The organism is Methylobacterium sp. P5_C11 (assembly GCF_054049775.1).
Window position 1 is genome coordinate 1 of record NZ_JBFULS010000079.1, and the last position, 19,332, is coordinate 19,332.

Genomic DNA, 19,332 nt, shown 5'->3' on the forward strand with positions numbered 1-19,332 from the left:
GACAGGCCGCGGCGAGGCGGGCGAGCCGGGCCGGCACGCTCTCGGGGTCCGCGTCCGGCGCCCCCGCGGCCGCACCGGCGGGTTCGGGGGCGTGTGCCGGATCCGCGATCCAGTCCCGCGCCGCCGCGATCCCGCAGGGGCCGTACGCGCGCATCCAGCCGGCGGGCAGCGCGCGCCCGGCCGGCCAGAAGGCGCCGTGCCCGGCCCGGTCGAAGGCCACCACCACCGGACCCCGTGTCCAGTCCTCGGCCCTGTCGGCGATGGCCTCCTGGCCGGCTTGCCTGTCCATCCGCTCGCTCCTGCGCCGCTCCGGGCCTCGAGGAACTGACGGTTGAGGCGCGGTCCCGTTCACGGCGGCGCGCCGGGACCGCCAAGAGCCCGCACGGAACGCCTGAACGCCGGGCGGCCCCATCCGTCAGGGAGGTGCCGGCGACACGCGGGAGACGGGCGGAGGACGGATGACGGACCCTTGGAGGCTGCGGATGCGGGACGACACGCAGGGACGCTCGACGCCGGGACACCCGACGCAGGGACACTTGACGCAGGGAGACTTGGTCGTGGACGGATCCCGGGAGGCGCCGGTGATCCGCCTGGCCGGCCCGGTCGAGCCGGCGGCGGCCGTGGATGCGATCCTGGCGCGCGCCGAGGCGCTCACCGCCCAGGATGCGCGGGTCCTGCGCATCGCCGTCGTGGCCGATCCGGCGACGTCCGGGCGGCTACTCGATCGCGGCGCGGCCCGGCGGACCGGCGACGGGGTCGAGATCCTGCCGGGGCTCCTCTGGCAATGCGCCGGCCGCTGGCTGCCGCAGGGCCGCCCGCCCTTTCCCGAGCTGTTCACCGCCACGGACGGACGCCGCCACCCGCTCCGGCCCGAAACGCCTTCCGGCACGGTCTACGCGCGGGCGATCCCCTGGCTCGACCGGCGCTTGAGCTTTCGCACGGTGACGGAGCCCGGCGACGTCGCCCTGTTCTCCGCGTGGATGAACGATCCCCGGGTCGCCGCGATCTGGCAGGAGACCGGCACCTGCGCGGCGCATGCCGCCTACATCGCCAAGCTCCAGGCCGACCCCGCGACCCTGCCGCTGTTCGGCTGCCTCGACGGGACGCCGTTCGGCTATTTCGAGCTGTACTGGGCACGGGAGAGCCGCCTCGGACCGCTCTACGAATCCGGTCCGTACGACCGCGGCTGGCACGTGGCGATCGGCGAGGCCGCCGTGCGCGGGCGGCCCTATCTGTCGGCCTGGCTGCCGTCGCTGATGCACTACCTGTTCCTCGACGAGCCGCGCACGCAGCGCATCGTCGGCGAGCCGCGGGCCGACCACGCCCAGCAGATCCGGAACCTCCACGCCTCCGGCTTCGCCACGATCGCCACCGTCGACTTCCCCCACAAGCGCGCGGCGCTGGTCGCCCTGACGCGCGAGCACTTCGTCCGCGACCGGCTCTGGGTGCCGGGCGCGGCCGCCGCCGACGCCGCGCCGCGGCCCCCCGCCGTGCCGGCCTGGACCGAGCTTCCGCGCCAACAGGGATGCGAGCGATGACGGATCACCCCGCGACCGACGACATCATCGGCATCGGCTTCGGCCCGGCCAACCTGTCCCTGGCCATCGCCCTGCGGGCCGCGATGGGCGACGGGCCGCCGCGGCCGTCCCTGCGGTTCATCGAGCGGCAGGCGCAATTCGGCTGGCACCGGGCGATGCTGCTGCCCGGGGCCGACATGCAGATCAGCTTCGTGAAGGACCTCGTGTCCCTGCGCGATCCGACGAGCCCGTTCAGCTTCCTCAACTACCTGCACGTGAAGGGGCGGCTCAGCACCTTCCTCAACCTCAAGACGTTCAATCCGTCCCGGGTCGAGTACAACGATTACCTCGCCTGGGCGGCGGACCATTTCTCCGACGCGGTCGCGTATGGCGAGACCGTGGAGGCCGTCCGGCCGGAGGTCCGCGACGGGCGGCTCGCCGCCTTCGTGGTCGAGGCGCGGGACGGCGCCGGGTCGCCCCGCCTGCGCCGCTGCCGGCACCTCGTCGTGGCCGCGGGCGGCGACCCGGCGCTCCCCGCCCCCTTCGCGGCGCACGCGCAGGACCGGCGGCTGATCCACTCCTCCTGGTACCTGCCGGGGATCGCGCAGGCCCTCGGGGCGCCGCGCCTCGACGGGCCGGAGCCCCGCATCCTCGTGGTGGGCGGCGGCCAGAGCGCCGTGGAGATCGCCACCGACCTCGGCGCGCGCTACCCGCGGGCGCTCGTCGACCTCGCGATCCGGGGTCCGGCCCTGAAGCCCGCCGACGACAGCCCCTTCGTCAACGAGATCTTCGACCCCGTCGCCGTCGACCGCATCCACGGCGCCCCGGAACCCGTTCGGGCCGAGCTGATCGCCGCCCACCGGGCCACCAACTACGCGGTGGTCGACGCGGACCTGATCCAGGATTTCTACGCCACCCTCTACGAGCAGACGGTGAGCGGCGTGACCCGCTACCGGCTGCGGCGGAGCACCCGGGTGGTCGCCCTGGAGCCGGCCCCGGAGGGCCTGCGCGCGATCCTGCGCGACGACGTCGACGGGACCGAGGCGCGGCAGAGCTACGCGGCGGTGATCTGCGCCACCGGCTACCAGCGCGCCACCGTGCCGGCGATCCTCGATCCCCTGCGCCCGTTCATGGCCGGCACCAATGCGGACCGGCATTACCGCCTGCCGCTGGCGCGCGCCGAGCCCCGGGTGAGCCTGCATCTCCAGGGCTTCAGCGAGCCGACCCACGGGTTGACCGAGACCCTACTGTCGATCCTGCCGGTGCGGGCCGGCGCCATCGCGCGGACGATCCTCGCCGAGGAGCGGGCGGCCCGGGCGGCGATCCGGTCCGCCGCGGCGGTCCCGTGAGGCGGCCGGTCGATCTCGACCGGGACGCGGTCGTCGCCGTCATCCTGCGGCTGTCGGGGCCGGCGATCCTCGGCATCTCGGCGCATGCGCTGCAGATGCTGGTCAACGCCTGGTTCGTGGCCGATCTCGGCGCGGCCGCGATCGCCACCATCGCCATCGCGTACCCGGTCACGCTGCTGGTGGCGGCGCTCGGCTACGGGGCCGGGATCGCGGCGGCCTCGCAGGTCGCCCGCGCCCTCGGGGCCGGGGATCGCGACCGCGCCGCGGCCTCCGCCGGCCTCGGCTTCTGGCTGAGCCTGCCGGCCGGCCTCGCCGTCACGGCCGCGATCGCGGCCGACACGCCGTTCTGGCTGCGCCTCCTCGGCGCCGACGCCGCCCTCGCCGCGCAGGCCGCGCCCTACACGGCGCTCGCCACGATCGGCACCGCGCTGATGCTGGTGATGATCGTCGGCGGCTTCATCGTGCGCGCCCAGGGCCATGCGCGCCTCAGCGGCGCCGTCATGGTCGGCAGCTTCGGCCTCAACATCCTGCTCGACGCGGTGCTCATCCGGGTCTGCGGCCTCGGCACCGTCGGTGCCGGCTGGGCGGCGATCGGCGCGCAACTCGCGGGGGCGGCCGCCTACGGCGTGCATTTCGCCCGGGCGCGGGGACCGGACCGGGTATCGTTCCGCTGGCCCGGCGGCCGGATCGGACGCCGAGCCTTCACCGAGGCCCTGACGCTCGCCGTGCCGGCCACCGGCTCCAGCCTGCTCGCGGCCTTCGCGATGGCGCTGTTCGTGGAGGCGGCGGCCCCCTACGGCGACGCCGCGGTCGCCGCGCAGGGCATCGCCCTTCGGCTGACCCTGGTGGCGGCGCTGCCGCTCCTGGGGACGATGGCGGGCGCCCAGGCCGTCCTCGGCCATGCCGCCGGCGCCGGCCGCCGGGACCGGCTGCACCGCGCCCTCGTCTTCGTGCTCGCCGCCGCCCTCGCCTACGGGCTCGTCGTCGGCGGGCTGATGATCGCCTGGGCCGAGCCCCTCGCGGGCCTGTTCGCGCAGGATCCGGCGACCGCCCGGGAGGGAGCGCGCGCCACCGCGCTCTTCGCCATCGCCTTCATGCCGGTTGGCCTACAGCTCACGGCCGCGACCCTGTTCCAGGCGATCGGCGCGCCGCGCCGGGCCGCGGCCGTGTCGCTGGCGGCGCAGGGGCTGGCGCTGATCCCGCCGCTCCTGATCCTGCCGCCGCTCCTCGGCTATGCGGGGGTGCTCGCCAGCCGGGTCGCGGCCGAGTTCCTGGCCGACGGGCTCGGCCTGGCGCTGCTGCTGGCCTGGGGCCTCGGCGCGCGCCGGGCAGGCGGCGCATCGCCGGTCGAGGGCCGCGAGGCAGTGCAGGTGGCCGCGGCGCACGAGGCCGCACACCAGGGCGCGTGAGACCCCGAGCCGGGCCGCGATCTCGATCTGCGGCACGCCCTCGACCCGGTGGAGCCGGAAGGCCGTGCGCACCGGCTCCGGCAGCTCGGCCACCGCGGCCGCCACCTGTCGCAGGGATTCGCGGGACGCGGCCGCTGCCTCCGGGGTCCCAAGGCCGGTATCGGCGGGGTCGGGGGCGGCGTCGAGGCCGGTGAACAGGCGCCGCTCGAAGCCCTGCCGCCGGGCGCGGTCGAGGGCGAGGTTCCTCACCATCCGCCCGACATAGGCGGCCTGGACCGCGTCGGCGGCCTCGGGCGGATCCGCGATCAGCCGGAGCAGCACGTCCTGGACGACGTCCTCGGCCTGGGCCGGGCAGCCGAGGATCCGGCGCGCGCTCGTCAGATAGCCGGCGCGATGGCGCTCGAACGCCGCGAGGTTCCAGGATCCGCCGGGCGGCTGCCGGCCAAGCCCGCATACCGCGGGCGCCGCGATCCTCTGGCCGGAGATGCCGGCATCGCAATTCCGGGCCGCCACCATCCCGCTCACAATGTCCCGCCCGCGCGGTTCGCGCAGGCCGGAGGGCTATCATGGGTTTGTTTTGTGCGCCAACGTCTATCTTCATGAATTGGAATGATTAAAACTTACGAGATCCGCTCGTGATCGCTGGAATATGAGAGAACAACATGGCGTACTATACGCTGCGGGTATCAACATCTTCCGTCTGTCTGACGAGGAGCCGCGGCATCTGGAAACGGGCCGACCGGGGGCATTGGATTTCGGCCCGCGCCAGGGCCGGACGGTGCGTGTATGCTCGCCCTGGTCGATTCGGAGCGCGGTACGCGGATCCGAATCCGTCCCCGCAGGATCGCGGCAGGAGAAGCAGGGCCGCGATGCCGTCCGTCGATACGCTCGTCCCGGTGGGTGCCTTCGCGCTGCTGGTCTTCGCGTTCGAAGTGAAACACCTCGCGGCGGATTTCTTCTTCCAGACGAACTGGATGGCGCAGGGCAAGCAGCGGCCGTCAGGCTGGCTCGCCCCGCTCTGCGCCCATACCGGCCTGCACGGACTCGGTACGCTGCTGATCGCCCTCGCGGTGCAGCCGGCCTTGTGGTGGCTGGCGCTCGTGGACTTCGCGATCCACACGGCGATCGACCGCGGCAAGGCGCTGGCCGGCCAGAGGATGCGCCTGCCCCCCACGGATGCCCGGTTCTGGTGGCTGGTCGGCATCGACCAGTTCCTGCATCAGGTCACCCATCTCGGGCTCGCCGTGATGCTGGCGGCGGCCTGATCCCGCGGGACGGCGCGCCGCCGGGCGCGTCACTGCATCTCCGCCTCGAGGAGGCGATTCGTGTCCGAGACCTTGCCGGCGAGCTCCAGGATCAGGAAGCGCTGGAAGGTGAGGGCGAGGTCGGGGCGCTCCCGCTCCATGCGGGCGAGGGCGGCGCGGTCGACGCCGACCACCCGGCAGGGGCTCTCGGCGATGGCCGTGGCGGTGCGCCGGCCGCCCTGGACCAGCGCGATCTCACCGATCACCGTGCCTGCCGTGGTCGTGCGCAGGCGCAGGTTGCCGCGGCCGGGCACCTCCATCTCGATGGAGACGAGGCCCTTCTCCAGGAAGTAGAGGGCGTCGGCCGCCTCCCCCTGGCGCATCAGCGCCTCCCCCGCCGCGAGTTCGCGGACGGTGAGATACGGGGCGAAATCCTCCGGCCCGAACGGGCGGCCCAGCCGATCGGCCATATGCCGGGCGAAGCGGGCGACCTCCCCCGGGCCGGCGCCGCCGGCCTCCGCCAGCAGCAGCGACTCGGCTTCGCGCAGGGCCTCGTCCAGGGTGTCGCGGATCCGGAATCGCGGGTCGGCGGTGAGGCCGTTGCGGGTGATCTGCAGGCGCGCCGCCGGCTCGAGATGGACCAGCAGCACGTCGAAGCCCCGCTGCTCGGCGAGCTGGCCGACCTTGCGGAACGCGATCAGCGCCGAACTGTCGAGCCCGACGGTCTCGCGGAAGTCCAGGATCAGGACCCGCAGATCCCCGGTCTCCGCTGCGGCCCGGCGGTGGATCGCCTGCGCGTTGAGGAAGAACAGGTAGCCCTGCAGGGTGTAGATCCGGGTCCGGCCACCGGCCGCCGCGAGCCGGGCGGCCGCGTCGGGACCGCGGATGACGCTGCTGCGCCGGTCCGTCCCCGAGAGCGACCGGCGGATCGCGCCGATCTGTCCGTACTGGACCCCGAAGATCAGGATCGCCAGCAGGACGCCGACCAGGAAGCCCGTGGTGGCCCCGAAGAACGCGGTGGCGGCGCACACGACCAGGGCGATGGCGATCTCCCAGCCCGGAAGGGTCCGGCAGGCGACGTTCAGGTTGAACAGCAGCCCGACGCCGATGGCGATCAGGGCGCCGCCGGCCAGCGGGCGGGGCAGCAGCGCCAGAGGGCTCGCGCCGACGATGAGCAGCGCCGCCATGACGGCGAGCGTCAGCCACCAGCCGAGCCAGTGGCCGCCGCCGATATTGTGCAGCAGGAGCGTGGAGGTCCGGCCGAAGCCCATCGCGGAGCTGCCGAACAGGCTGCCGACCATGTTGGTGGCGCCGGAGGCGACGAACAGCCGGTCGATGTCGAGGTCGCGCCGGATCTCCAGCTCGACGCTCACCACGTAGAGGATCTGGATGATCACCGCCACGACGACCAGGGTGGCGATCTTGGGCCAGATCGGCAGGAGCAGGTGCGGATCGAAGGCCGTGAGGCTGCCGATGGCGGGCAGGCGCAGCAGGGTTCCCGTCGGCAGCGGCTCGATGAGCCAGCCCGCGGCCTGCCCGGTGGCGACGCTGGTGCCCGTCCAGGCGAGCCCGAGATGGACCACGGCGAGGCTCGACAGGATGACCGCCGGATAGGTCCCCCAGTGTCGGACGATCCGAGGCAGGTAGAAGGCGCAGAACCCGATGCCGAGCGTCAGGGCGATGCGCGCCAGCGCCCCGGCGTCGATCCGGCCCGGATCGAGGCTCGCGGGGTCGACGGCGCGCAGAAGGGCCGCCAGCGGGTCGTCGACATGGCCGCCGATCTGCACGCCGCTGCGCAGGAACAGCAGCCCGACGCCGCCGAGGAAGCCGGCGAGCACAGGATAGGGCAGGAGCTGCACCAGCAGGGAGGCCCGGAGGGTGCCGAGCAGCGCGAAGACCAGTCCGGTGGCGAAGGTCGACACGCCGCAGGCGACGAGGACGAGCTGGCCGACCGTCTCCGGATCGGTCACGCCCGCGGCTTCCAGCTGCCCGGCGACGCCCGCGGCGATCGCGGCCTGCACGATCGCGGCCGCGCCGATGAAGGAGAGCGAGATCCGCGCGGTCCGGCGGAGCGCGATGAAGACGAGGCTGCCCAGCACATAGGCCGCGAGGAGCCCCGACAGGCCGGCGGCGCGGCTCTCCGCCAGCGGCCCCGCGAAGATGAGCTGGGAGTAGCTGATGAGGTCGAGGAGCAGCACCATCACGGTCACGGCCGCAGCGGCGGCGATGCGCGCCCCGCGCAGCATGGCCTCGCGGCCGCCGGCCCGGGAGGCGGTCCCGGCGGAGGTCAGGTCGGTGGTCGTCATCGGCACGGCCTCCACATCGTGAAGTCTCCGGGGCGGCCGAGACAGGTTCCCGCCAGTCGCGCGGGCCGATCATCACGGGGCCGCAGGACTGACAGTTCGGCCGCGCCTGTCCTGACCTGATGGCGGCCACGGGCTTAAATTATCGTGCAGGTTTGAGGCTCTCCGAAGCCAGCATCGGTACGGGTGGTGGGCGATGGAACCCGGGTGAGACCTGCGGGCGACGCCGCCGTCTGGTCCTGGCCGGCGCGCGGGTCGGCGTCCGGCATCCGGGATGCGATCCTGGACGGCGCGCCCGCACCTGTTAAGCGGACGGCGCCCAGGAGTCGCCGATGACCGCACCGATCCGACCCACCCGTCCCGCCTTCGCGGCGCTGCTGCTCGCCGGCTTCGCCGGGTCCGCCCGCGCCGCGGATGCGCCGTCGATCGCCTGGCCCGAGCCCGGTGGCCGGGCGACGATCAGCCGGCCGTTCAAGGGATCGCCCCTCGCCGTCGGCGTCTCGTCCCGGACCGCGGGCGCCATCGACAGCCTCACCTGGGGCGGCACGCAGTTCATCAACGCCCGCGACCACGGCCGCGAGCTGCAATCGGCCGCCGCCTTCGACGGCTACGGGGAGTGCCTGAACCCCACGGAGGCCGGCAGCGATGCCGACGGCACCGGTTCGCGCAGCACGAGCCTGCTCACCGCCCTTCAGGTCGGCGCTGACACGCTCGAGACCCGGTCCCAGATGGCCTACTGGGTCGCGCCCGGGGCGACGACCGGCAATTGCCCGAAGGGTCCCGGCCCCCATGCCGGGTCGCGCTCCAACGACGTCCTGGCCAAGCGCGTCACCCTCGGCGCCGAGGGCGTGGCCAACGCCATCGCCTACCGCGCCACCTACGTCACCGCCGAGCCGCATGCCTCCGCGACCTTCGAGGCGGCCACCGCCTACATGCCGCCCGACTTCGCGCAGTTCTGGAGCTACGATCCGGCGACGGGCCACGCCGCGCCGCTCTCGGCGGGGCCGGCCGAGCAGGGCGTGCCGGTGATCCTGGCCAATGCCGACGGATCCCGGGCCATGGGCGTGTACAGCCCCGCCCTCCCCCAGCCGGCCGTGCCGAACGCGGGCTACGGCCGGTTCAACTTCGCGACCCTGCCCGGCCCCGGCAACGCGACGGTGAAGTGGAACTGCGTCTTCCGCGAGAACAATGTCCCGGCCGGGGCACACAGCTACACCTGCTACGTGGTGGTCGGCACGCTGGAGGACGTCAAGGCGGGGATCGCGGCCCTGCGGACGGCGCTGGCCGGCGGCCGGGCCGCCCAAGCGCCGCAGGCCACGATCGCGCCGCAGGCCACGATCGCGCCGCAGGCCACTACGGCGCCGCAGGCCGCGATCGCGCCGCCCCCGGCCGCCCGGGAGCCCGGTACGGCGCTCTATGTCGGGACGCAGGGCGGATGCAACGCCGGCGAGGTGACGATCGATCCCGGATACAAGGGCTGCGCCACGGCGCCGATCGGCGCCACGCTGGCGCGATCGGGTGCCCCAGGCGACCCGCCCGTCTATGTCGGCACGGCGGCCGGGGTGGATGCGGGACTCGTCACCAGCAATCCCCGCCATCTCGATGCCGGCACGCGGCCGATCGGCTACCTCGCGCGGCCCGGATCCGGGGGCACGCCCCTCTATGTCGGGACGCAGGCGGGGTGCAATGCCGGGGTGGTCTCGACCAACCCGGCGCATCTCGGCTGCAGCGGCGCGCCTCTGGGCGTCGCCGTGCGGTGACGGATCAGCGCGCCTCGCTGACGCGCTTGGTCGCCCGCTGCTCCTTCTTGTAGGCGGTGATCGCTGCCGAGCAGTTGGGCGAGAGCTTCTTGAGATTGGCCTTGAAGCAGGCCTCGACCTCCGGGCCGCCCGGGGCGTAGGCGCTGCAGTAATCCATGTAGTCGCCGGTGCAGTATTGCTTGAGCGCGTCGCGGGCCGGGGATGGCGCCGCGAAGGCCGCGGCGGGGCCGAGGCACAGACCGATGGCCAGGAGGGCCGTCTTGGTCGAAGTCATCGATATCCTTCGCTCGTCCAGGCCGCGCGAGCGCGCCGCGCAGCGATGGGCGGGGCGGATGGACGCCAAGGATGGCGTCACCATGACATCCGAACAATCCGGATGCAGATCAGCCATGCTCGATCGTGCCGGCCGGGCCGATCTCCCGGTCAGTGCGCCCCGACGCGGCGGGCCGGCACGAGGTCGTTGGCGATGATCTCGCCGAACGGGCCGTCATTGCGGGCATTGCCCACCGGCCGGCCCGTGGTGGCGCGCAGGGGCAGCTTCGGGAAGACCAGTTCGGCGAAGCGGTAGGCCTCCTCCAGGTGCGGATAGCCCGAGAGGATGAAGCGGTCGATCCCGAGATCGATGTATTCCTTCATCCGGTCGGCGACCTGGTCGGCCGAGCCGACCAGGGCCGTGCCGGCGCCGCCGCGCACGAGGCCGACGCCGGCCCAGAGGTTCGGGGCCACCACGAGCCTGTCGCGGCTGCCGCCGTGGAGGGCCATCATGCGGCTCTGTCCGATGGAATCCTGCCGCTTCAGGGTCTCCTGCGCCTTGGCGATGGTGGCGTCGTCGAGCTTCGAGATCAGCGTCTCTGCGGCGTCCCAGGCCGCGGCCTCGGTCTCGCGGGCGATCACGTGCAGGCGGATGCCGTACGAGAAGGTCTTACCCTTCGCCTCGGCGGCCTGCCGGGCGGCGGCGATCTTCTCGGCGACCTGCGCCGGGGGCTCGCCCCAGGTGAGGTAGACGTCGCAATGCTCGGCCGCGACCGCCATGCCGGCGGGCGAGGAGCCGCCGAAATAGAGCGGCGGATAGGGCTTCTGCACCGGCGGGAAGATCACCCGGCCGTTCTCGGTGCGCAGGTGCTCGCCCTGGAACGTCACGGTCTCGCCCGCGAGCAGGCCGCGCCAGATCGTCAGGAACTCGTCGGTGACGGCGTAGCGCGCGTCGTGGGACAGGAACACGCCGTCGCCGGCGAGTTCCACCGGATCGCCGCCGGTGACGACGTTGATCAGGAGGCGCCCGTCCGAGATCCGGTCGAGGGTCGCGGTCATGCGGGCGGCCGCGGAGGGCTCCATCAGGCCCGGCCGCACCGCCACGAGGAAGCGCAGGCGCTTGGTCAGCGGGGCCAGCGCCGAGGCGACGATCCAGGAATCCTCGCAGGAGCGCCCCGTGGGCAGGAGCACGCCGTAATAGCCGAGTTCATCCGCGCCCTGGGCGATCTGGCGGAGGTAGCCGAGCGAGACCTCGCGGGCGCCTTCCTGAGCGCCGAGATAGCGCCCGTCGCCGTGGGTCGGCAGGAACCAGAGGACGTCGGCGCGCCCGTCATTGGCTGCGGTCATCGGAATCTCCTGTGCGGCCCGGGGGGCGGATGCGGAAAAGCCGGATCCGACTGTGCGTGTCCGGCGATCGTCGAGAGCGAGGGCGGGCCGCCGTGTCCGGGAAACGGCGGCCTGCGGTCAGGGGGTCGGCTGCGATCCGAGCAGGTGATCGAGGATGCGGCCTTCGAGGCGGGCGAGATCCGGATCCCCGCGCCGGCGCGGGCGCGGCACGTCGACCCGCAGATCGAGGGCGATCCGCCCGGCTTCCACCACGAGGATCCGGTCGGCCAGCGCCACTGCCTCGGCGACGTCGTGGGTCACGAGCAGCGCCGTGAAGCCCTGCGCCCGCCAGATCCGCTCGATCAGGTCCTGCATGCCGATCCGGGTCAGGGCGTCGAGGGCGCCGAGCGGCTCGTCGAGGGCGAGCAGGCCCGGCCGGCTCACCAGCGCCCGGGCCAGCGCCACGCGCTGGCGCTGGCCGCCCGACAGGGTCGCGGGCCACTGTCCCGCCTTGTCGCCGAGCCCGACCTCGGCGAGGGCCGCCAGTGCCCGCTCGCGGCGCTCGGCCCGGGAGCCGAGGCCGGACAGGCCGACCGCGACGTTGTCGACGACCCGCGCCCAGGGCAGCAGGCGCGGCTCCTGGAACATGATCCGCATCGGCGGCTCGGACCGGCGGGGCGACGTCGCCGGCCCTTCCAGGTCGATCCGGCCGCCGGTGGGCGTCTCCAGCCCGAGGATCAGGCGCAGCAGGGTGCTCTTGCCGCAGCCGGAGCGGCCGACCACCGCGGTGAACCCGCCGGCCGGCAGGAACAGGTTCAGGCCCTCGATGACGGCGGTGCCGTCGAAGCTCTTGTGCAGGTCGCGGACGGTGACAGCGATCCCGCGCCGGCCGAGCTCCGTGGGCGCCCGCATCGGCGCGGGACCAGCCGCCTGACGGGGCTCGGAGACCGGATCGGGACGCGCCTCGCGGCGGACGGCGTCGCGCAGCATCAGGCGCTCCTGTAGGCAGGATTCCAGGCGAGGCAGGTGCGCTCGAGCTGGCGGGTCAGGGCGTCGGCGAGCTTGCCGAGGCCCGCGTAGATCAGGATCGCCAGCACCACGACGTCGACCAGCATGAACTCGCGCGCCTGCATGGCCATGTAGCCGAGCCCCGACGAGGCGGAGATCGTCTCGGCGACGATCAGCGTCAGCCACATGATCCCCAGGCCGTAGCGCAGGCCGACGAAGATCGACGGCAGGGCGCCGGGCAGCACCACCCGGGTGAACAGCGCCGTGCGGGACATGCCGTAGACCCGGCCCATCTCGACGAGCCCCGGATCCACCGAGCGGATCCCGTGCAGGGTGTTGGCGTAGATCGGGAAGAACACGCCCAGCGCCACGAGGAACAGCTTGGCCTCCTCGCCGATGCCGAACCACAGGATCACCAGCGGGATCAGCGACAGGTGGGGCACGTTGCGCACCATCTGCACCGAGGTGTCGGTGAGCCGCTCCGAGACGCGCGACAGGCCGTTGGCGAGGCCCAGTGCGAAGCCGATGCCGCCGCCGACCACGAAGCCCGCCAGCGCCCGCAGGGTGCTGACCCCGAGATTGGTCCAGAGTTCCCCGGTCCGCCCGGCCTCCCAGCCGGCCCGGACCACGTCGAGGGGCGCCGGCATGAACCGGTTGGAGACGAGCCCGGCCGAGACCGCGCCCTGCCAGCCGAGGAGGATCGCGGCCGGCAGGAGCCAGGGCAGGGCCGTGTCGCGCAGGCGGTCGACCGTGACGGGGCGCATCACCGGTTCTCCGTCCTGTTCTCGGCCCGGTTCTCGGCTCTGCGCTCGGGCTGCGTCCAGACCGCGTCGGCGACCCGGATCGGCTTCGGCAGGAGGCCGAGGCCGTGAAAGGCGTCGGCGACCCTCTGCTGGTCGGCGACCGCCGCGGCGTCGAGGGGCGCGACGCCGTAGGATAGCCGCCCGAGGGCGACGCTGAGGACCGGCGCGGGGATGCCCACCGCGGGGGCGAGTTCCGCCGCCACGGCGTCGGCATGGCCCTCCGCCCAGGCATCGACCTCCCCGATCGCCCGGATCACGGCCGACACGATCTCGGGGCTCGCGTCGGTGAAGCCGCGCCGGGAGAGGTAGAACTGGCGGTTGGGGGCGAGCCCCTGCCCGTCGGCCAGGACCCGGGCGCCCGTGGCGCGCTCGGCGGCGGCGAGATACGGATCCCAGATCGCCCAGGCGTCGACGGAGCCGCGCACGAAGGCGGCGTTGGCATCCGCCGGCGCCAGGAACGCGAGCTTCACCGCATCGTAGGGCAGGCCGGCCTGCTCCAGGGCGCGCACCAGCAGGAAGTGGACGTTGGAGCCCTTGTTGAGGACGATGGTCCGGCCGCGCAGGTCCGCGACGCTGCGCACCGGGCTGTCCCGGGGCACGAGGATCGCCTCGCCCCGCGGCGCCGGTGGCTCGGTGGCGACGTAGCGCAGCTCCGGGCTCGCTCCTTGCGCGAAGATCGGCGGGGCCTCGCCGGCCGAGCCGAAGTCGATCGCCCCGGCATTCAGCGCCTCCAGGAGCGGCGGCCCGGACGGGAATTCCGACCACGCCACCGTGAGGCCGAGCGGCTGGAGCGCCCTCTCAAGGGTGCCGCGGCCCTTGAGCAGCACCAGGGAGCCGTATTTCTGGTAGCCGATCCGAAGGCTGCCCGCGGCCCGTGCGGGGCGCAGCATCGCGGCCGCCGCGAGGCCGAGCCCGGCGGACAGGAGCAGGCGTCGGTTCGGCGCCGGTCCGTCGGACGGCGGCAGGGTCAGGGGGCGGGGCGTGCGGTCGGTCATGGAGCGTGAGCCGGGGTTCTCAGCCGTTGCGAGCGGGCGCCGTCCAGACCGCGTCGGCGATGCGGATCGGCTTCGGGATCAGCTTCAGGGCGTGGAAGCGGTCGGCGATCGCCTGCTGGGTGGCGGCGACGCGGTCGGTCATCGGGCCGATCACGTAGTCGGTGCGGTCCACCGCCCGCCGGGTCGCGGCCAGCGGCACGCCCGTGCCCTGCGACAGGAGTTCCGCCACCGCGCCGCGGTTCTGCGTGCACCACGCGGCCACCGCGCCGAGCGCCTCGATCACCGCGGCGAGCACCGGGGCGCGGGTCTCCGCGAAGGGGCGGCTCGCCAGGAAGAAGTTGTTCTGCGGGGTGATGTCGGTGGCGCGCGCCAGCACCCGCACCCCCTCCCCGGCCTCGGCGATGGCGAAGTACGGGTCCCAGATCGTCCAGGCGTCGATGCTGCCCCGGGCGAAGGCCGCCGCGGCATCGGCGGGAGCCAGGGTCACCGGCGCGATGTCGGCGTAGCCCAGGCCGGCCTTCTCCAGCGCCGCAATGGTCAGGTTGTGCGCGCTCGACGCCTTGGCGAAGGCGACCCGCCTGCCCTTGAGGTCGGCGAGGCTCCGGATCGTGGAGTCCTTCGGCAGCAGGATTCCCGCACCGGAACCGCCGGCCTCCTGGGCGGCCGCGTAGACGAGATTCGCGCGCGCGGCCTGCGCGAAGATCGGCGGTGCGTCGCCGGTCTGCCCGAAGTCGATCCCGTCGAGCGACAGGGCTTCCAGCAGCGGCGGCCCGAAGGAGAACTCGACCCAGCGCACGCTCTGGCCGAGGGGCTCCAGGCGCTTCTCGATGATCCCCTGCTGCTTGGCGACGACCAGGATGCCGTTCTTCTGGTAGCCGATCCGGACCACGCCGGATTCGGCCGCCCGGGCGCCCCGGACCAGGGCCGGCGCGATTGGCAGGGCCGCCAGGGCGGCCAGCAGGGTGCGGCGGTCGAGCATCGCCCGGCTCACTCGGCGGCGGCCAGGACGAGGGGCGCGGCGGAGGCCGACCGGTGCACGAGCAGCGCGGCGAGCTGCCCGCCGGCTTCGGCGGCGCGGGCGCGCACGCCGGCCTCGGTGAGCACGCCGTCGCTGAAATCGGGGTCGGAGGCGTAGACGGCCGTCGGGATCTGGAGGGCGCCGAAGAAGCCGAAGAGCGGCCGGAAGGCGTGCTCGACCACGAGGGCATGGCGCGCGCCGCCGCCGGTGGCCACGATCGCCACGGGCTTGCCGGCCAGCGCCCCCGGATCGACGAGGTCGAACAGGTGCTTGAACAGGCCGGTATAGGCGCCCTTGTAGACCGGCGAGCCGACCACGAGCCCGTCCGCCTCCTCGATGGCCGCGAGCACGCTCCGGGCTTCCGGCGCGAGCTGGTCACGGGTCCAGGCGGCACCGAGGCCCGTGCCGGCATCGACGAAGTCGAGGATCCGCGCGTCGATGGGCGCCCGGGCGCCCGCCTCGCGCAGCACCGCGTCCACCAGGGTCCGGGTCTTGGACGGCCGCTGCACGTTCGCGCTCAGCCCGACGAGTCTCGGTCGTGTCATTCCGGATGCCTTGATGCGGGACAGGATGACGGGCCACCCCGATCACGAAGAGCGGAGGTTGCGCGGCCGGACATCCAAACAGGCCACTAGAATTGAAGGCCCCATCCCCCGCCGTCAATGAAACGGCGTTCCCAATTGCTGCGGTATCGAAAAATGTTCTGCTCGCAATCGGGTCATTCGAGCGCAGTTTTATCTCGAGCGCCGCACGCGCGGGCGGTCATGTCTTGAGATCTGCTGGTGCGGTACGGTGAGGATCGGAGTTTTATTCCCGGACTGCCACGAACGCGAGAAGATCCGTTTCGAAATCCGCGGACGTGTGGAGGCGAATCCCCGATCCGGTCAGGCCGGCCGGTGAACGAGCCGATGGGCGCACCCGCACCATCGTCACCGCTCCGGTCATGGCGCCGCGGCCAGCCCGAACGGGTCCGAGCCTGCCGGCACGGTGCCTATCTGCGGGCGAGGAGATGCAGCACGCGACCGTCCTCGCCGTACTTGTCCCACGCCTGTGCGCAGGCCTCCTCGGGGCGATCGCGGAACTGCGCCCGCTCCGCATCCAGATCCTGCTGCAACGCAACCGAGCGTTTCTTCGTGAAGAAATCGGCATGGTTGAGGTGGTTCTCGCGGGAGAACTGGCGGAATCGCTCCGTGTCGATCCGGACGTCCGGACAGTTCCGGGCCGCCAGATCGGCCTCGATTCCCGGACGCAGCGCCGGGCTGTCCGTCTGGAGCGCGGATCGCCGGGCTTCGGCCCAGGTTCCGAACGCGGCCCAGGCCAAGAGGGCCGCCAGGAGAGGTGCAAACTGTTTCATCGAACGACATGCCGCTGTGACGCGACATTCCAAATCTCGCACCTGCGATAGGTTCGAGCGGAGCGGTCTGTTGCAACACACGTCTGTGTGACAGCACACATCCAGGGCGCCCCGCCCGGCGCGGCCCCGTTCGAAGACCCGGTGCGGTCAGTAGGCCGGGACGACGCGCGTCTCGGGCAGCGGGGCGCGCATGGTGAAATGCAGGCCGGCCGGCTGGAAATCGAAGGCGATCTCCGCCTCGCACTGGACCTTGAGGACGCGCTGCAGGAGCGTCGAGCCGAAACCCTTCCGGGTCGGCGTCCCCGTGGCCGGCCCACCCCGCTCGGTCCAGGCGAGATGGAGCATGCGCGCGGCCGGCGTCTGCTCGACCTCCCAGCGGATCCGGATCCGGCCCTCCGGAACCGACAGGGCGCCGTGCTTGGCCGCATTCGTCGTCAGCTCGTGGATGGCCATGCCGGTCGGGACCGCGAGGTCGCCCATCAGGTCGACCTGGGGGCCGTCGAGCTGGATGCGGGAGCCCTCGACGTCGTTGTAGGGGCCCAGTTCGTTCATCAGCATCTCGCGCAAGGGCGCCTGCTGCCAGTAATCCTCCGTCAGGAGATTGTGGGTCTTGGCCAGCGAGATTACCCGCGCCGAGAACGACGCGTAGAACGCGTCGACGCTGGTGGCGGACCGGGCCGAGGCCCCGAGGAGCGCCTGGACCGTCGCCAGGGTGTTCTTCACCCGGTGATGCAGCTCGCGGATCAGGAGCGCCTGCCGCTCGGTCGTCCGCTCGCGTTCCTCGAGATAGGCCCGCGCCTCGAGCTGCCGACGCTTGGCGCGATGGGCGGCGCGGGCCGCCATGACCAGCGTCGCCGGATGGAACGGGCGCTCCAGCACGTTCACGTTGCCCAGCAGGTCGGTCAGCTGCGCGTTGGGTTCGGCGCCCCGCAGGCGCAGGAGGATGAACGGGAAATCGGACCACGGCGGCTGCGCGGCGATCCACGCTGCCAGCGCTTGCCGGTTCGAGGACAGCAGCGCCTCCTCGGTGAGGATCGCGCAGGCCGCCATGTCCAGCCGGGAGACCACCTCCGCGAGGCTGCCGCAGACCTGCGACGCGATCCGCTCCTCGCCGAGGATGGTCGCGGCGACGACGGCGTCGCGGCCACCCGGCGTGAAGATCAGAACCGGCGGTTCAGCCTCGGTCATCAGCCATGCGGGTGGACAAGTCAGTCATGCGGGTGGGCAAGAGTGATGAGCCCTTACCTTCGTATGTCGGGACGCCGGTCATGATCCCTCTGAACGCGCTGAGCGGTTCGCCAACGCGGATCCCACCGGAGTCGATCCGCAATTCACGGATCGCGTCCTCGTGGCTGCCGGTCCGCTTCTTCACGACGGAGATCGCGCGGCGCAGACGCCCGTCCGCCTCGAAGATGCGGAACAGCAGAATCGTGTCGCTGAGATAGGTCAGGTCGACATGCGCACCCATCGCGCCGATCATGCCGTGCTGCGCCAGCACCAAGAGGCTGATGACGCCCTGCTGGTTCAGGTAGGTCAGCAGCTCATGCATCTGCAGGAGCAGGTGATTCTCCTCCGGCATGGCGTTGTGGTAGCCGGTCAGGGAATCGATCACGACCGTCGTGACGCCCCGACGCTCCACCGAATCCTGCACGATGTCGGCGAGTTCCCCGGGCGAGACCTCCGCCGGATCGATCTGTTCGACCCGGAGATCGCCGGAGGCGATCACGGCGTCAAGCGGCATGCCAAGGCCGCGCGCCCGTCGGCGCAGCACGCCCGTGGTCTCGTCGAAGCTGAGGATCAGGGCCTTCTCGCCGCGGGCGATCGCCGCGGTGATGCAGGTGAGCGCCACCGTCGACTTGCCGACGCCGGACGGGCCGATCAGCATCGTGCTGGTCCCGCGGTCGACGCCGCCACCGAGCAGCAGGTCGAGTTCGGGGCTACCCGTGCTGCACTGGTCGTCCGTGACGGTGCCGAGATGCTCGGCCGCGACGAGCCGCGGGAACACCGTCAGGCCGCCGCGCCGGATGACGTAATCGTGGAACCCGCCCCGAAACGCCGTGCCGCGCATCTTGATCACCCGCAGCCGCCGCCGTTCGCCTCCGTAGAGCGGCGCGAGCTGCTCCAGCCGGATCACGGCATGGCTGAGGCTGTGCAGGTTCAGGTCGTCGGCCTCGGCGGTCAGGTCGTCGAGGAGGAGCGCCGTGGTGTTCTGGATCAGCAGGAAGCTGCGCAGGGCGTGGACCTGCCGGCGGTAGCGCAGCGACCCCTGCGAGAGCAGCCGGATCTCCGACAGGCTGTCGAAGACGACGCGCTGCGGCTTGGACCGCTCGATCGCGGCGATCGCCATGCGGACGGTCTCGCCGAGCTCGAGATCGGAGGTATGGACGAGGCTCTGCTGCTGGCCCGGGTCGAGGCTCAGTTCCGGCGCGACGAGCTCACAGATCTCGACGCCGTCGAGGGTCCAGCCGTGGCGCGCCGCGACGTTCAGGAGCTCCCGCCGGCTTTCCGAGAGCGTGATGTACAGGCAGCGCTCGCCGCGCTTCACCCCGTCGAGCAGGAACTGCATCGCCAGCGTCGTCTTGCCGGACCCGGGCCGCCCTTCGATGAGGTGCGAGCGTCGGGACGCGTAGCCGCCGGCCAGGATGTGGTCGAGGCCGACCACCCCGGTGGAGACCGGCGCCGCGTCTTGATCGGTCACTGCCATGTCCAAGGTCTCTGCCGTCGTGTGACGGGCGGGGGAGCCCGTCGACCGGGTCGCGGAAGGCGGGGCTCGGTCTCGTACACGAAGGCGCGCGCAGGGTGAAATGCCGGTGCCCGCCCGGTCCTGCCGGTCGCGCCCCGCGGCACTGCCGTGACATCGGTCCCGCCACGCGGAGGCGGCGCGCGATCTCGCCGCCTCCGGTTTCACGCCTTTCGCACGGGACCCGGCGGCCGCGGCGCGCGACGCCGGAGGACCGCTGCCGCACCGGCGCAGGCGCGGCCGCGCGGATCGCC

Annotated in this window: 16 protein-coding genes and 2 pseudogenes; 5 read left to right on the top strand and 13 right to left on the bottom strand. The window is 72.7% G+C overall.

Annotated elements, in window-relative coordinates:
- A pseudogene (locus ACXJKQ_RS25940) lies at positions 1 to 289 on the bottom strand (amino acid adenylation domain-containing protein); the annotation flags it as partial.
- 268 nt (positions 290 to 557) lie between these two features.
- Between ACXJKQ_RS25940 and ACXJKQ_RS25945 the strand changes: the two are divergent.
- The 3 genes from ACXJKQ_RS25945 to ACXJKQ_RS25955 are packed head-to-tail and all read left to right on the top strand — an operon-like array spanning position 558 to position 4,275.
- Positions 558 to 1,538, top strand: coding sequence for a GNAT family N-acetyltransferase (locus tag ACXJKQ_RS25945; RefSeq protein ID WP_457108557.1), 981 nt, complete (start codon positions 558 to 560; stop codon positions 1,536 to 1,538).
- A complete protein-coding gene (locus ACXJKQ_RS25950; RefSeq protein WP_457108558.1) occupies positions 1,535 to 2,866 on the top strand; it encodes a lysine N(6)-hydroxylase/L-ornithine N(5)-oxygenase family protein in 1,332 nt (443 codons plus the stop codon). Before ACXJKQ_RS25945 ends, ACXJKQ_RS25950 begins: the two co-directional genes overlap by 4 nt.
- Positions 2,863 to 4,275 carry an MATE family efflux transporter gene (locus ACXJKQ_RS25955; protein ID WP_457108559.1) on the top strand — a complete coding sequence of 471 codons (1,413 nt, stop codon included), beginning with the start codon at positions 2,863 to 2,865 and terminating at the stop codon, positions 4,273 to 4,275. Before ACXJKQ_RS25950 ends, ACXJKQ_RS25955 begins: the two co-directional genes overlap by 4 nt.
- A 24-nt stretch (positions 4,276 to 4,299) precedes the next feature.
- Here the strand turns inward: ACXJKQ_RS25955 and ACXJKQ_RS25960 are convergent.
- Positions 4,300 to 4,791 (bottom strand): annotated as a pseudogene (locus ACXJKQ_RS25960) (sigma factor); the annotation flags it as partial.
- 353 nt (positions 4,792 to 5,144) lie between these two features.
- Here ACXJKQ_RS25960 and ACXJKQ_RS25965 point away from each other — a divergent pair.
- A complete protein-coding gene (locus tag ACXJKQ_RS25965; protein ID WP_457108560.1) occupies positions 5,145 to 5,540 on the top strand; it encodes a DUF3307 domain-containing protein in 396 nt (131 codons plus the stop codon).
- A gap of 29 nt (positions 5,541 to 5,569) precedes the next feature.
- On the opposite strand, the gene ACXJKQ_RS25970 is transcribed toward ACXJKQ_RS25965, so the two are convergent.
- Positions 5,570 to 7,825 (bottom strand): SLC26A/SulP transporter family protein, encoded by a 2,256-nt coding sequence (locus ACXJKQ_RS25970; RefSeq protein ID WP_457108561.1) that lies wholly within the window; start codon positions 7,823 to 7,825, stop codon positions 5,570 to 5,572.
- Between the two features lie 329 nt (positions 7,826 to 8,154).
- On the opposite strand from ACXJKQ_RS25970, the gene ACXJKQ_RS25975 reads away from it, so the two are divergent.
- Complete coding sequence (locus ACXJKQ_RS25975) at positions 8,155 to 9,582, top strand: hypothetical protein (RefSeq protein ID WP_457108562.1); 1,428 nt, start codon at positions 8,155 to 8,157, stop codon at positions 9,580 to 9,582.
- Positions 9,583 to 9,586: 4 nt separating this feature from the next.
- Here the strand turns inward: ACXJKQ_RS25975 and ACXJKQ_RS25980 are convergent, their stop codons facing one another.
- The 10 genes from ACXJKQ_RS25980 to ACXJKQ_RS26025 form a co-directional block, all read right to left on the bottom strand.
- Positions 9,587 to 9,856, bottom strand: coding sequence for a hypothetical protein (locus tag ACXJKQ_RS25980; protein ID WP_457108563.1), 270 nt, complete (start codon positions 9,854 to 9,856; stop codon positions 9,587 to 9,589).
- 149 nt (positions 9,857 to 10,005) lie between these two features.
- Positions 10,006 to 11,181 carry an FMNH2-dependent alkanesulfonate monooxygenase gene (gene ssuD, locus ACXJKQ_RS25985; RefSeq protein WP_457108564.1) on the bottom strand — a complete coding sequence of 392 codons (1,176 nt, stop codon included), beginning with the start codon at positions 11,179 to 11,181 and terminating at the stop codon, positions 10,006 to 10,008.
- Between the two features lie 117 nt (positions 11,182 to 11,298).
- The gene (locus tag ACXJKQ_RS25990) at positions 11,299 to 12,150 is read right to left on the bottom strand and encodes an ABC transporter ATP-binding protein (protein ID WP_457108565.1); all 852 of its coding nucleotides are present in this window, start codon (positions 12,148 to 12,150) and stop codon (positions 11,299 to 11,301) included.
- A complete protein-coding gene (gene ssuC / locus ACXJKQ_RS25995; protein ID WP_457108566.1) occupies positions 12,150 to 12,932 on the bottom strand; it encodes an aliphatic sulfonate ABC transporter permease SsuC in 783 nt (260 codons plus the stop codon). Before ssuC ends, ACXJKQ_RS25990 begins: the two co-directional genes overlap by 1 nt.
- Entirely contained in the window at positions 12,932 to 13,966 is a 1,035-nt protein-coding gene (locus ACXJKQ_RS26000) for a sulfonate ABC transporter substrate-binding protein (protein WP_457108567.1), read from the bottom strand. The genes ssuC and ACXJKQ_RS26000 overlap by 1 nt, the downstream gene beginning before the upstream one ends.
- A 19-nt stretch (positions 13,967 to 13,985) precedes the next feature.
- Positions 13,986 to 14,945, bottom strand: a complete 960-nt coding sequence (locus tag ACXJKQ_RS26005; protein WP_457108568.1) for an aliphatic sulfonate ABC transporter substrate-binding protein — start codon at positions 14,943 to 14,945, stop codon at positions 13,986 to 13,988.
- A gap of 8 nt (positions 14,946 to 14,953) precedes the next feature.
- Positions 14,954 to 15,529 (bottom strand): FMN reductase, encoded by a 576-nt coding sequence (msuE, locus tag ACXJKQ_RS26010; RefSeq protein ID WP_457108569.1) that lies wholly within the window; start codon positions 15,527 to 15,529, stop codon positions 14,954 to 14,956.
- Between the two features lie 446 nt (positions 15,530 to 15,975).
- A complete protein-coding gene (locus ACXJKQ_RS26015) occupies positions 15,976 to 16,338 on the bottom strand; it encodes a hypothetical protein (RefSeq protein WP_457108570.1) in 363 nt (120 codons plus the stop codon).
- Positions 16,339 to 16,485: 147 nt separating this feature from the next.
- Positions 16,486 to 17,526 (bottom strand): sensor histidine kinase, encoded by a 1,041-nt coding sequence (locus ACXJKQ_RS26020; RefSeq protein WP_457108571.1) that lies wholly within the window; start codon positions 17,524 to 17,526, stop codon positions 16,486 to 16,488.
- On the bottom strand, positions 17,513 to 19,042 hold the full coding sequence (locus ACXJKQ_RS26025; protein WP_457108572.1) for an ATPase domain-containing protein: 1,530 nt from the start codon (positions 19,040 to 19,042) through the stop codon (positions 17,513 to 17,515). The genes ACXJKQ_RS26020 and ACXJKQ_RS26025 overlap by 14 nt, the downstream gene beginning before the upstream one ends.
- Positions 19,043 to 19,332: the final 290 nt, after the last annotated feature.